At 68.2% G+C, this 12061-nt stretch carries 11 protein-coding genes; 8 read left to right on the plus strand and 3 right to left on the minus strand.

The annotated features are described in order from the left end of the window. Window positions 1-2 precede the first annotated feature (2 nt). The gene (gene arfB, locus IE209_RS01980) at window positions 3-410 is read right to left on the minus strand and encodes an alternative ribosome rescue aminoacyl-tRNA hydrolase ArfB (protein ID WP_189685339.1); all 408 of its coding nucleotides are present in this window, start codon (window positions 408-410) and stop codon (window positions 3-5) included. Next, window positions 407-3259: an aconitate hydratase gene (locus tag IE209_RS01985; RefSeq protein ID WP_189685340.1), complete on the minus strand. Its 2853-nt coding sequence runs from the start codon at window positions 3257-3259 to the stop codon at window positions 407-409. Before IE209_RS01985 ends, arfB begins: the two co-directional genes overlap by 4 nt. A gap of 227 nt (window positions 3260-3486) precedes the next feature. Here IE209_RS01985 and IE209_RS01990 point away from each other — a divergent pair, with 227 nt between their 5' ends. The 8 genes from IE209_RS01990 to IE209_RS02025 all read left to right on the plus strand — a co-directional run bounded on the left by IE209_RS01990 (window position 3487) and on the right by IE209_RS02025 (window position 11199). Beyond that, the gene (locus IE209_RS01990; protein WP_229882651.1) at window positions 3487-4020 is read left to right on the plus strand and encodes a GspH/FimT family pseudopilin; all 534 of its coding nucleotides are present in this window, start codon (window positions 3487-3489) and stop codon (window positions 4018-4020) included. Next, a complete protein-coding gene (pilV, locus tag IE209_RS01995; protein WP_189685342.1) occupies window positions 4011-4661 on the plus strand; it encodes a type IV pilus modification protein PilV in 651 nt (216 codons plus the stop codon). The genes IE209_RS01990 and pilV overlap by 10 nt, the downstream gene beginning before the upstream one ends. After that, the gene (locus tag IE209_RS02000; RefSeq protein ID WP_189685343.1) at window positions 4658-5467 is read left to right on the plus strand and encodes a PilW family protein; all 810 of its coding nucleotides are present in this window, start codon (window positions 4658-4660) and stop codon (window positions 5465-5467) included. Before pilV ends, IE209_RS02000 begins: the two co-directional genes overlap by 4 nt. A gap of 20 nt (window positions 5468-5487) precedes the next feature. Next, a complete protein-coding gene (locus IE209_RS02005) occupies window positions 5488-6198 on the plus strand; it encodes a pilus assembly PilX family protein (RefSeq protein WP_308433131.1) in 711 nt (236 codons plus the stop codon). Window positions 6199-6209: 11 nt separating this feature from the next. Then, on the plus strand, window positions 6210-9575 hold the full coding sequence (locus IE209_RS02010) for a PilC/PilY family type IV pilus protein (protein WP_189685344.1): 3366 nt from the start codon (window positions 6210-6212) through the stop codon (window positions 9573-9575). Continuing rightward, window positions 9572-10024, plus strand: a complete 453-nt coding sequence (locus tag IE209_RS02015) for a type IV pilin protein (protein WP_189685345.1) — start codon at window positions 9572-9574, stop codon at window positions 10022-10024. Before IE209_RS02010 ends, IE209_RS02015 begins: the two co-directional genes overlap by 4 nt. After that, window positions 9943-10881, plus strand: coding sequence for a DUF429 domain-containing protein (locus tag IE209_RS02020; RefSeq protein WP_189685346.1), 939 nt, complete (start codon window positions 9943-9945; stop codon window positions 10879-10881). Before IE209_RS02015 ends, IE209_RS02020 begins: the two co-directional genes overlap by 82 nt. Window positions 10882-10956: 75 nt before the next feature. Then, on the plus strand, window positions 10957-11199 hold the full coding sequence (locus tag IE209_RS02025; RefSeq protein WP_189685347.1) for a hypothetical protein: 243 nt from the start codon (window positions 10957-10959) through the stop codon (window positions 11197-11199). A gap of 24 nt (window positions 11200-11223) precedes the next feature. On the opposite strand, the gene IE209_RS02030 is transcribed toward IE209_RS02025, so the two are convergent. Further along, window positions 11224-12051 carry a MinD/ParA family protein gene (locus IE209_RS02030; RefSeq protein WP_189685348.1) on the minus strand — a complete coding sequence of 276 codons (828 nt, stop codon included), beginning with the start codon at window positions 12049-12051 and terminating at the stop codon, window positions 11224-11226. Window positions 12052-12061 lie beyond the last annotated feature (10 nt).

Consider the following 12061-nt stretch of genomic DNA (forward strand, 5'->3'; position numbering starts at 1 on the left):
GTCTAGTCCAGGCCGGCCCGGCCGCGGCCGGCCTTGATCTCCGAGCGGCGGCTCTTGCCTTCCAGCCGCCGCACTTTGGAGGCCAGCGTGGGCCGCGTGGCCTTGCGCACGCGCGGCGGCCGCGACACGCTCTGCACGAGTTCGTGCAGGCGCGAGAAGGCGTCGAGCCGGTTCATCTCCTGTGTGCGGTGCTGCTGCGCCTTGAGCACCAGCACGCCGGCCTGCGTGATGCGGCTGTCGCGCAGCGCCAGCAGCCGTTCCTTCACATCCTCGGGCAGCGACGAGGCCGGGATGTCGAAGCGCAGGTGGATCGCGCTGGACACCTTGTTGACGTTTTGGCCGCCCGCGCCCTGGGCACGGATGGCCGTCACCTCGACCTCCGACTCGTCGATGGCGAGGAGCCGGCTCATTCCAGCAGCTGGCGCAGCACGTACGGCAGGATGCCGCCGTGCCGGTAGTAGTCGACCTCGATCGGCGTGTCGATGCGCAGCGTGAGATCGACCTCCTGGCGGCTGCCGTCGGCGCGCGTGATCACGAGCTTGGCATCGCTGCGCGGCGCCAGATCGGCCGCGGGCGTGATGTCGATCTGCTCGTCGCCCTTGAGGCCCAGCGACTCCCAGCTGTCGCCGTGCTTGAACTGCAGCGGCAGCACGCCCATGCCGACCAGGTTGCTGCGGTGGATGCGTTCGAAGCTCTTGGCCACCACCGCCTTGATGCCCAGGAGCTGCGTGCCCTTGGCGGCCCAGTCGCGGCTGGAACCGGTGCCGTACTCCTCGCCTGCGAAGATCACCGTGGGCGTGCCGGCCGCGATGTATTGCATGGCCGCGTCGTAGATCGGCAGCTTCTCGCCTGACGGTTGCAGCAGGGTCAGGCCGCCTTCCTCGCGCGAACCGTCGGGGCCGGCCGGGATCATGAGGTTCTTGATGCGCACGTTGGCGAAGGTGCCGCGCATCATCACGTCGTGGTTGCCGCGGCGCGCGCCGTAGCTATTGAAGTCGGCCTTTTGCACGCCGTTCTCCTGCAGCCACAGCCCGGCCGGCGCGCTGGCCTTGATCGAGCCGGCCGGCGAGATGTGGTCGGTGGTGATGGAGTCGCCGAACAGCGCCATGATGCGTGCGCCGCGCACGGCCACGGCCTCGTCGGCCGCCGGCGGGGCCAGGGCGAAATCGGCGAAGAACGGCGGCTCGGCGATGTAGGTGCTCTTGGGCCAGGTGTAGGTGGCGCCGGCCACGCCCTTGATGTTCTCCCAGAGCTTGCCGGGCTCGGTGCGGACCTTGGCGTAGTTCTCGCGGAAGGCCTTGCCGTTCATGGCGTACTTGAGCAGCGCGTGGATCTCCTCGCTGCTGGGCCAGATGTCGCCCAGGTAGACGTCCTTGCCGCCCTTGCCCTTGCCGACCGGCTCGGTCATGAGGTCTTTCAGCACGGTGCCGGCGATGGCGTAGGCCACGACCAGCGGCGGGCTGGCCAGGAAGTTGGCCTTGAGGTTGGGGTGGATGCGGGCCTCGAAGTTGCGGTTGCCCGAGAGCACGGCGGCGCAGACCAGGTCGTTCTTGGTGATGACTTCGTTGAGCTCGGGCGTGAGGTCGCCCGCGTTGCCGATGCAGGTGGTGCAGCCGTAACCGGCCAGCGCGAAGCCGAGCTTGGCCAGGTAGGGCAACAGGCCCGTCTCCGTCAGGTACTCGGTCACGATGCGCGAGCCTGGCGCGAGCGAGGTCTTGATGTGCGGCTGCACCCGCAGGCCGGCCTCCACGGCCTTCTTGGCGAGCAGGCCCGCGGCCAGCAGCACGCTGGGGTTGGAGGTGTTGGTGCAGCTCGTGATGGCGGCGATCAGCACGTCGCCGTTGCCGATCGTGATCTCGGGCGCCGCCTTGGCCGGGGCCGTGGCTTCGGCCTGGGCCGCCGCCAAGGTGGGCTTGTTGCCCTCCATCTCCATCACGGGGCGCGCCGCGCCCGCGGGCGTGGGCGGGTTCTCGGGCACCTTGTCCAGCATCGGATCCTGGGTGGTGCGCACGTGGTGCCGCGTGCCCAGCACGGCGGCCGGCTGGTTGAAGCCGTTCTCGGCCGCTGGCTTGGAGAACAGGCTCTTGAACTGGCTCGCCACCTGGCCCAGCTCGATGCGGTCCTGCGGGCGCTTGGGGCCGGCCAGGCTGGGCGTCACGTCGCCCAGGTCGAGCCTGACCACCTGGGAGTAGTCGATCTCGCCGGCCTGCGGCACGCCGAACAGGCCCTGGGCGCGGAAGTAGGCCTCGAAGGCTTCGATCTCGGCCTTGGTGCGGCCCGTGCCCTTGAAGTAATCGATGGTCTTCTCGTCCACCGGGAAGAAACCCATGGTGGCGCCGTACTCGGGCGCCATGTTGCCGATGGTGGCGCGGTCCGGCAGGGCCAGCGTGCGCGTGCCCTCGCCGAAGAACTCGACGAACTTGCCCACCACCTTGTGGCGGCGCAGGATCTCGGTCACGGTCAGCACCAGGTCGGTGGCGGTGACGCCCTCGCGCAACCGGCCCGTGAGCTCGAAGCCGACCACGTCGGGCGTCAGGAAGTAGACAGGTTGGCCCAGCATGGCGGCCTCGGCCTCGATGCCGCCCACGCCCCAGGCGACCACGCCGATGCCGTTGATCATGGTGGTGTGGCTGTCGGTGCCGACCAGGGAGTCGGGGTAGTAGACGTCGTCACGGGTCTTGTGCACGCCGCGCGCCAGGTACTCGAGGTTGACCTGGTGCACGATGCCGAAGCCGGGCGGCACCACGCCGAAGGTCTTGAAGGCCTGCATGCCCCATTTCATGAACTCGTAGCGCTCGCGGTTGCGCTGGAATTCGAGCTTCATGTTGAGGTCCAGCGCGTTCTTCTGGCCGTAGTAATCGACCATGATCGAGTGGTCGACCACCAGGTCGACCGGCACCAGCGGCTCGATGCGGCCGACCGGCTTGTTCAGGCGGGCGGCCACGCTGCGCATGGCGGCCAGGTCGGCCAACAGCGGCACGCCCGTGAAGTCCTGCAGCACCACGCGCGAGACCACGAACGGGATCTCGTCCGTGCGCTCGGCGTTGGGCGCCCAGTTGGCGAGCTGGCGCACATGTTCCTCGGCCACGCGCTTGCCGTCGCAGTTGCGCAACACCGATTCGAGCACGATGCGCAGCGACACCGGCAGCCGGTTGATCTGGGGGAATTCCTTGGCCAGCGCCGGCAGCGAGTAGAACTGCCCGGACTTGCCGGATGCGGTGGTGAACTTCTTGCGGGTGCGCGCGAATGCGTGGGCCATGCCGGATGCTCCGTTTTATCTGGGTGGTGGGGCGGCGCCGCGGCTGCGGCGGGTGCCGGAGCATCGTACTCCGCCGTTGTAACACCCGCGTCTGTGTGAACTATTTGGCACGCCACGTGCGGGGCTGCCGCAGGCCTGACCGCTCATCGCGCGCCGGGGGCCGCCTGACGCGGCTGCCGGGCGACATGCTTGTTTCGGGCGGTCTGGCGTTTAGGATGCGCTCTCCCATGCGTCGCTTTTCCCGTGGCCATTTCCACCTTCCTGCGGCCCGCGGCTTCACCATGCTCGAGCTCATGGTGGTCGTGGCCATCCTGGCCATCCTCGCGGCGCTGGCCGGGCCGAGCATGGTGCCGGTGATCGAGCGCTGGCGGGTGCGGCAGGCTGCGGAAGAGATGGTGGCGACCATGGCGTTCGCGCGCTCGGAAGCGATCAAGCGGGGGGGCAATGTGTCGGTGGCGCGCAGCACGCCCGGGACCGACCAATGCGCGCTGCCGACCGACGTGGCCGACTGGCGTTGCGGGTGGACGGTGTCCGACGGCACGACCGTGTTGCGCGAATCGCCGTTGGGCAGCGGCGTCAGCGTCACCCATGCAGCCAGTTCTGGTTCCTTCGCGTTGACGCGCTGGGGCGATCCGGCGACCGGCGGCGCTGTGACCTTCGTCGTGGCGTCGACGCGCAGCGGTTCCACCGTGCGCTCGGCGGTCTGCCTGGGTGGCGGAGGGCGCATCCGCAGCAAGGCAGGGGCCAGCACATGCAATTGATGGCACGGCGTCAGCGCGGCGTGACGCTGCTGGAATCCATGATCGCCATCGTGCTGGTGGCACTGGGCGTGCTCGGCATCCTGGGCATGCAACTGCGCACGCTGGCCGACACGCAGACCGCGGTGCGCCGCGCCCAGGCGATCCGTCTGATCGAAGATCTCGGCGAGCGCATCAAGGCCAATCCGACCTCGCTGACGGCGGCGGTCCTGGCCAACTACGCGGTGGGCTGGAACGCGGTCAGCGCCTCGCCGCCGAACTGCGCCAACGGCTGTGGGCCGGCCGACACAGCGCTGGCCGACATCGCGCAGTGGAAGGCCAATGTGGCCGCCACCATGCCGCTGGGCGAGGCCACGGTGTTCGTTGTCGCCCAGGGCGCAGCCACCAACGTGCGGCCGCAACTGGGCGTGATGGTGAGCTGGCGCGAGAACGAGCGCCAGCGCGAGGGTGCCACGGACGCCGAGAACGCGGCCTACAAGGCGCCGTTCGCGACGCCCACCGTGACCACCGGCGCCGTGACCGGCACGACCAGCGTGAGCTGCCCCGCCGACCGCATCTGCCATCTGCAGTACCTGCAGCCCACGTTGCGCTGTGCGCCCTACGTGGTGGGTGATGCGGCCGATCCGAAGCTGTATTGCCCATGAGCCGCGCCACCCAGTCCGGCGTCACGCTGCTCGAACTGCTGGTCGGGCTGGCCATCGGTCTGATGACCATTGCCGTGGCGCTGGGCGCACTGCTGATCTCGCGCGGCGTGTCCGGCACGGTCAGCGACGCCAGCCAGCTGCAGCAGCAAGGCGCCTATGCGCTGCGAGTCGTCGGCCGGCAGCTGCGGCAAGCAGGGGCGATCCGTCTGAATACGGCCTTCGGTGCTGCCGCCGGCGCAGCGGAAGATCCTGCCCAGCCTGTGGCGTTCGAAACCACCTTCGACCGCAACACGCGTACCTTGCAAAGCGATCCGACCTACGCGCTGCGCGTGGGATACCAGAACTTCACGGAAACGGTGTCGACCGCGAGCACGGCGCAGTCACTGCTCAGCGACTGCCTGGGCCGCAGTTCCACCACGGCGGCGGTGGTGCAGAGCGATTTCCGGCTGCAGCGGGCCACCGGTGCGTCGACGGGCGACCTGCTGTGCCGCGGGACGGACGGTTCCGAGGAAGCGCTGATCGGCAATGTGGCGGACTTCCGGGTGACGTACCTGGTGCAGACGCTGCCGACCGGCGGGGTCGGTGCCACGACCGTGCGCCGCGTCGCTCCAGCCGCGATGGCCACGGCGGATTGGGCTTCGGTCGTTGCGGTGGACGTCTGTCTGGAGCTTGTCGGCGATGAGAACATCGACACGGCCGGTGCGACCTACCGCAACTGCGCCCAGTCGGACGTGTCGCTGGGCAACCGCATGCGCCTGGTCCTGCGCAACACCTTCCAGCTGCGCAGCCGGGGGGCGGCGCGGTGAGGCGCGCATCTGCGGGCCCAGTGCGTGGGCGCCAGCGCGGCATCTCGCTGCTGGTGGTGATGATCGTGGTGCTGCTGTCCTCGCTGTTGGCCTTGTGGGCATTCCGGTCCTCGCTGGTCAACGAAGCCATCGTGGGCAACGACGCCGATTACCAGCGCGCATTCGAGGCCGCCCAGGCCATGATCCAGGACGCCGAGCTCGACATCCAGGGCATGCGTGCGGACGGGACGAGTTGCGTGGCCGACGTCACCAACACCAAGACCTGCCGCACGGGCACGACGGTCCGGTTCATCGACGAGATGGCCGCCTTCCAGCGTTTGGTGACGCAGCTGTCGGCCGAGACTGCCAAGTGCCTGAACGGCATCTGCCTCAAGCGCACGGGCATTCAGGACTTCTGGACTGCGAAGGCCACGCTGGATCCCATGATCGCCGACAACGTCGGTGCGCGTTACGGCGAATACACCGGCGCGTTGCCAGCCAGAGGCAGTACGGCCATGGTCAATCCGCTGTTGACCGAACGCGCGGCCGGCCGCGGGGCCTGGTACTGGATCGAGGTCATGCAGTACGCCAGCACTGGCGAATCCAGCGTTGTCTCGAACGCGTCGCAGACCATGGCGTTGAACCTGAGTCCGCGTGTGGTCTACCGCATCACCGCTGTGGCCCGGGGATTGAAGGAGGGCACGCAGGTGGTCCTGCAGTCGACCTTCGCGCGGCAGAAAGTCAGGGATTGAAGGAGGCCACGATGCGCGCACATCCCAGGGCCAGGCGCACGCTGCTGAGCGTGCTCATCGCGGCGATCGGCATGCCGTCGGCGCCGTTCGCGGCACAGTTGTCGCTGGCGCAGTTCCCCGCTGGCTCGGCCAGCCGCGCGCCAGCGCCGAACGTGATCCTCACGTTGGACGACTCCGGAAGCATGGGTTCGTCCGGAACGACGGGCTCGGGCATGCGCGAGCTCAAGACGGCTCTGCATGCCATCTTCAGTGCGACCGCGCAGGTCATTCCGGACAACTCGATCCGCCTCGGCTGGAACACCTTCAACCAGTGCCAGACCGTCAATTCGAACGTCGATGGATGCAATGCGGTCCGGGTGCTCGATCCGGCGCATCGCACCAAGTTCCTCAACTGGGTGGGGCCGGCCAACGTGGCGTCCACAGGCAACCAGTTGCGCGGTTCCGGAAACACGCCCACGCACGCGGCCTATGCGGCGGCCGGCAACTACATCCAGAGCTCCTCGGCCACGGACACCAACGGGGCCTGGGCCGCGACGCCGGGAACGACGCTGGCGCCGGTGCTGAGCTGCCGCCGCAACTACGTGATCGTGATGACGGACGGCGAGTGGAACGTCACGCCGGCAGCGCGTGCCGCCGGCACCACCGCCCCCACGGGGACTTCCGTGACCTTGCCCGACGGGGTGACGCGTTACGACGCGACCAGCGCCGAAACACAGCTGTACCGCAATCCCAATGCCACCAACTACAACAAGCTGGCGGATTTGACCTTCTACTACTGGGCCACCGATCTGAACACGAGTCTGGCGGACAACCTGAGGTTGGCGCCCAAGGTCTCCGGGGACACGGTGTACCAGAGCGGCACGGGCAGCAGCCTGAGGTCGGTGACGCTGTCGCAGACCTGGAACCCGCGCAACGATCCCGCGACCTGGCAGCACATCCAGACCTACACGATCGGTTTCCGCGATGCCGCCGAGTGGACGATCCGCCCGACCTGGGGTGACGACACGTACGCCGGCGATTTCCCTAGCCTCGTGACCGGCGCCGTCACTTGGCCGAATCCTGGCGCATCCAACGCGGCCAAGCGCATCGAGCTATGGGCCATGGCGCTGGCCGGCCGGGGTCGCTTCATCCCTGCATCGGATTCGGCCGGCCTGGTGGCGGCCTTCCAGGACATCTTCGGAGAGATCGCGGCCGACAACAGCACGCCGGTGACGAGCTTCGCCAACGCCTCGTCCTCGATCGCCTACTCGGCCACCACCCAATACACGAGCGGCTACTATGCCGACGGCTGGTACGGTTTCGTGCAGGCCGACACGGTGACGCAGGACACCAACACGGGCGGCACCACCACCACGCCCGACACCACCTGGGGCACCAAGAGCGCCTCCCCGCCCAACCTCAACACGGCGGACAAGCTCAATGCGCTGGCCGCCACCGCCACGGGCATCGCCAACCGGCTGATCCTGAGCTGGCGCGACTCGGCGGCTGCGCCCGGGCCAACATCGTTCGAGTGGGCGGCTGACGAAACCTATCTGAGTACGGCACAGAAGGACCTGCTCAAAGAGAGCACGGCGACGACAACTGCGGCCAACCTGCTTGGCCAGCAGCGGCTCAACTTCATTCGAGGGGACAGGAGTTTGGAGGGGACGACCTTGCGCACGCGCACGTCGATCCAGGGCGACATCGTCAACTCCAGCCTGTGGTACGTCGCCGATCCGGTCAGCAACTACGGCTTCGACAACTACCAGGCATTCGCCAGGAAGCATGCCAAGCGCCTCCCCATGGTCTATGTCGGCGGCAACGATGGCATGCTGCACGGCTTTTCCGGCGTGGACGGCAGCGAGAAGATCGCCTATGTGCCCAAGGGCGTGATCCAGAATCTGCCAGAGCTCACACGCAGCAGCTACACGCACCGCTACTACGTGGACGGCTCGCCTTTCAGCGGCGACGTGTTCATCCCGTTCGGCAGCAGCACCGACCCGGAATGGCGCACGCTGCTGTTCGGTACGCTGGGCGCCGGCGGCAAGGGGTATTTCGTGTTGGACGTGACCACGCCGGGCAGCACCGTCACCGGCAGCACCGCGGTGGAGTCCAACATGCTCAAGGCCAATGCCGCATCGCTCGTCGTGATGGACAAGACCTCGCCGGCCGGCTCGGCCGCGGAGGATGCCGACCTGGGCCACATCATGGTCGCCCCCGTGCTCGACGACAGCAACGCGCTCAAGACCACGCAGATCGTGCGCATGAACAACGGGCGCTGGGCTGCTGTGATGGGCAACGGCTACAACAGCACGAACGAGCGCCCGGTGCTGCTGATCCAGTACCTGGATGGCGCCAAGGAGCTGTTCAAGATCGTCGCCAGCAGCACGACGGGCGCGAGCAACGGACTGTCGGCGCCGCGCCTGGTGGACCTGGACGGCAACGGCACGCCCGATCTGGTCTATGCCGGCGATCTTCTGGGCAACCTCTGGAAGTTCGATGTGTCTGCGGCCAACCCAGCCAGCTGGAACGTGGCCTTCAGCGGGGCCGCCCTGAGCACCAGCACCACCAACAGCCTCGTGTTCAATGGCACGCCGCTGTACCGCGCGGTCTACACCAGCGGCGGTGCCAGCAAGGCGCAGCCGATCACCGCACCGCCCGTCGTGCGCGCCAACGAGCGCGGCGCCACCGGGCTGATGGTGGCGTTCGGGACCGGGCGCAACCTGACCGAGGCCGACCGGACCGACACCTCGGTGCAGAGCGTCTATTCGGTGCTGGACAACACACGCTACAAGTTGGTGTCGGGCAAGGTGGTGGTCGACACCACCGTGGTCGCGCCCGCCGCCCTCGGCAGCGGGGTGACGAACCTCGTGCAGCAAACGGTCAGCGCTACCTCCACGACGGGTTCGAACGCAAGTGCCACGCGGACGTTCTGGACGGTGAGCCAGAACGATGTGCCATACACCGGAACCGGAGCGAAGAAGGGGTGGTACATGCACTTGCCCGCCACCGGTGAGCGGGTGTTGACGCAGATGTACTTCTACGACGAGAGCAACAACATCGAGCTGATCTCGGAGGTCCCCGCCTCGGGCGGCAGCACAGCCGGGGAAACCTGTGCGGCGACGAGCACGACGGTCCAGAAGTACCGCACCCTGCTCAACATCATGGACGGCAAGCGGCCTTCGGTGCAGGTCATGGACACGAACGGCGATGGGGTCTACAACAATGCGGACGGCGGTACTTCGCGCATGACGGCATCCGGAGCCGAAAACCGGGTGACGACCCGGGCCAGCCAGATCCGCATCGGGAAAAGCGGCACCTCGTCCACGAACACCATCGACAAGCTGGCGCGCCTCCCTGAAATCCCGCTGCGCCCGAACTGGCGCCAACTGCAATGAGCCCCACACTTTCACGCCGTGCGCACGGCTTCACGCTGATCGAGGTGATGATCACGGTGGCCATCGCCGCCATCCTGGTCGCCATCGCGCTGCCCAACTACACCGAATACGTCCGCCGTGGTGCGCGGTCAGAAGCGCGGGCGGCGCTGCTGCAGACCGCGCAGTGGATGGAGCGTGCGGCGACAGCATCGGGGACATACCCGCTTTCGTCGACATACGGTACGGCCACGCTGCCAGACAACCTTGTATGGGTTCAGTCGCGCCGCTACAAAATTTCGATGGCTTCCCCGACTGACAACGACGCGGCCAACAATGGCCGCACCTTCACCTTGACCGCTACACCGCAAGGCGCCCAGGCCGGCGACAAATGCGGCAACTTCACGCTGACCCACACCGGCGTGCGGGGTGTGACGGGCACGGAGAGCGTGCAGAACTGCTGGAACCGCTGACCATCTCCGTCCACCCGACCCTGCTCGGCTGCGACTTCACGAGCAGCCCCACGCGCCGCAAACCCATCGTGCTGGCGCGCGGCCACCTCGACGGCAGCACCGTCCATGTGGACGGCTTCGAACGCTTCACCGCGCTGGCCGATTTCGGCGCCTGGCTGGCCCGGCCCGGCGACTGGGTCGGCGGCTTCGACATGCCCTTCGGCCTGCCGCGCGAACTGGTGCTCGCACTGGGCTGGCCGACCGAGTGGGCCGCGTGCATGGCCCACTATGCCGGTTTCACGCGGCCGCAATTGCGCGGCCTGTTCCAGGCCTTCTGCGCCCATCGACCGGCGGGAGGCAAGTTCGCCCACCGCGCCACCGACGGTCCGGCCGGTTCGAGCACGTCGATGAAATGGGTCAATCCCCCCGTGGCCTGGATGCTGCACGCCGGCATGCCGCTGCTGCGCGCGGCCGGCGTGCACCTGCCCGGCCTGGCCGATGGCGACCGCAGGCGCGTCGCGCTGGAAACCTATCCGGGCTTGCTGGCACGCGAGGTCTTGGGCAGGCGCAGCTACAAGAGCGACGATCCGAAGCGGCAGACGGCGGAGCGCCGGCTGGCACGCACGGACCTGCTGACGGCCCTGTGCAGCAGCGCCGGTGCGACCCGCCTGGGTCTGCGTCTGGCGCTGCCTCCAGCCGACCAGCGCGCGATCGCCGACGATGGCAGCGGCGACCTGTTGGACGCCACGCTGTGCCTGCTGCAGGCCGCCTGGGGGCAGGGCCGGTATGCGCAAGGCGACCCGCGCTACGGCATGCCGCCGACCACGGATGGGCTGGAGGGCTGGATCCTGACCGCGCCCTTCCCATCATCTGGCTGACGATTGCGCAGTTTGCATTGCTGATTCGTGGAATGCCTGCAAAAATGTGCGGGCTCGTTACACAGGGGAAGGGCCATGTCCACTGCCGATCCAAACCAGGGCCTGCGGGGCTTCGCACGCAAGTGCGTGGCGGTGGCGCGGGCGGTTGGCATCGTGCCGCCGGCCAGGCCGGCACCGCAGTGGGCACCTTGCCCGCATTGCGGCGAGCAGGCCGACCATGCCGGCCGGCGCTGCGGCCATTGCGGCGAGGTGATGACGCCGCAGTCCAAATGGGACACTGCCCAGGCCCCGCTGGAGCCGCCGGGCTGGCGCAAATAGGGGCGCGCAGGCGCGCCGCGTCGCTCAGTTGCCGGTGCCGTCGGCGCGCGAGATCACCGTCTCGTCGAGCTTGCGCGCGAGCTCCGTCACGGCCATCGCGGCCGGGCTGCCCGGGGCGTTGACCATCAGCAGCTGGCGCCGCATCACGGCTTCGCGGACGGCGGGGTCCACCGGGATGTCGCCCAGGTGGATCAGGCGCACGGAGCGGCCTGCGCCGGTCGTCACGAAGCGGTCCAGCACCTGCTGCAGCTGCGAGGTGATGGCCCGGCCGTCGCCCGGGCGGGCGGTCTGGTTGATGACCATGCGCACATGCTGGCGCTTGTGCTGGGTGGCCAGCACCTTGATGGCGGCATAGGCATCGGTCAGCGAGGTCGGCTCGGGCGTGGCCACGACCATGACTTCGGAGGCCAGGGACACCGCGAACAGCACCACGTCGGAGATGCCGGCACCAGTGTCCAGCAGCAGCACGTCGTAGTTGGGCATCACGCTGCGGATCACGCCCAGGAACTCGTCGCGCACCTCGGGCGTGAGGCGCGAGTACTCGACCATGCCCGAACCGGCCAGCAGCACCGAGAAGCCCCCCGGCGCCTTGACGATGGCCTCGGCGATGGTGGCCTTGCCAGTGAACACGTCGTGCAGCGTGATCTTGGGGTGCAGGTTGAGGACCACGTCCAGATTGGCCAGGCCCAGGTCGGCGTCCAGCACCAGCACGCGCTGGCCGCGCCGGGCAAGGGCGGCGGCCAGGTTGGCAGAAAGAAAGGTCTTGCCCACGCCGCCCTTGCCGCTGGTGACGGCCAGGACCCTGGCGCCGAGTGCCGGTGGCATGGGCGTGGGGGTGGAGGGATCGCTCATCGTGTTCCTC

Origin of the sequence: Pseudorhodoferax aquiterrae (genome assembly GCF_014652235.1) — a bacterium.
Classification (GTDB): domain Bacteria; phylum Pseudomonadota; class Gammaproteobacteria; order Burkholderiales; family Burkholderiaceae_C; genus Pseudorhodoferax; species Pseudorhodoferax aquiterrae.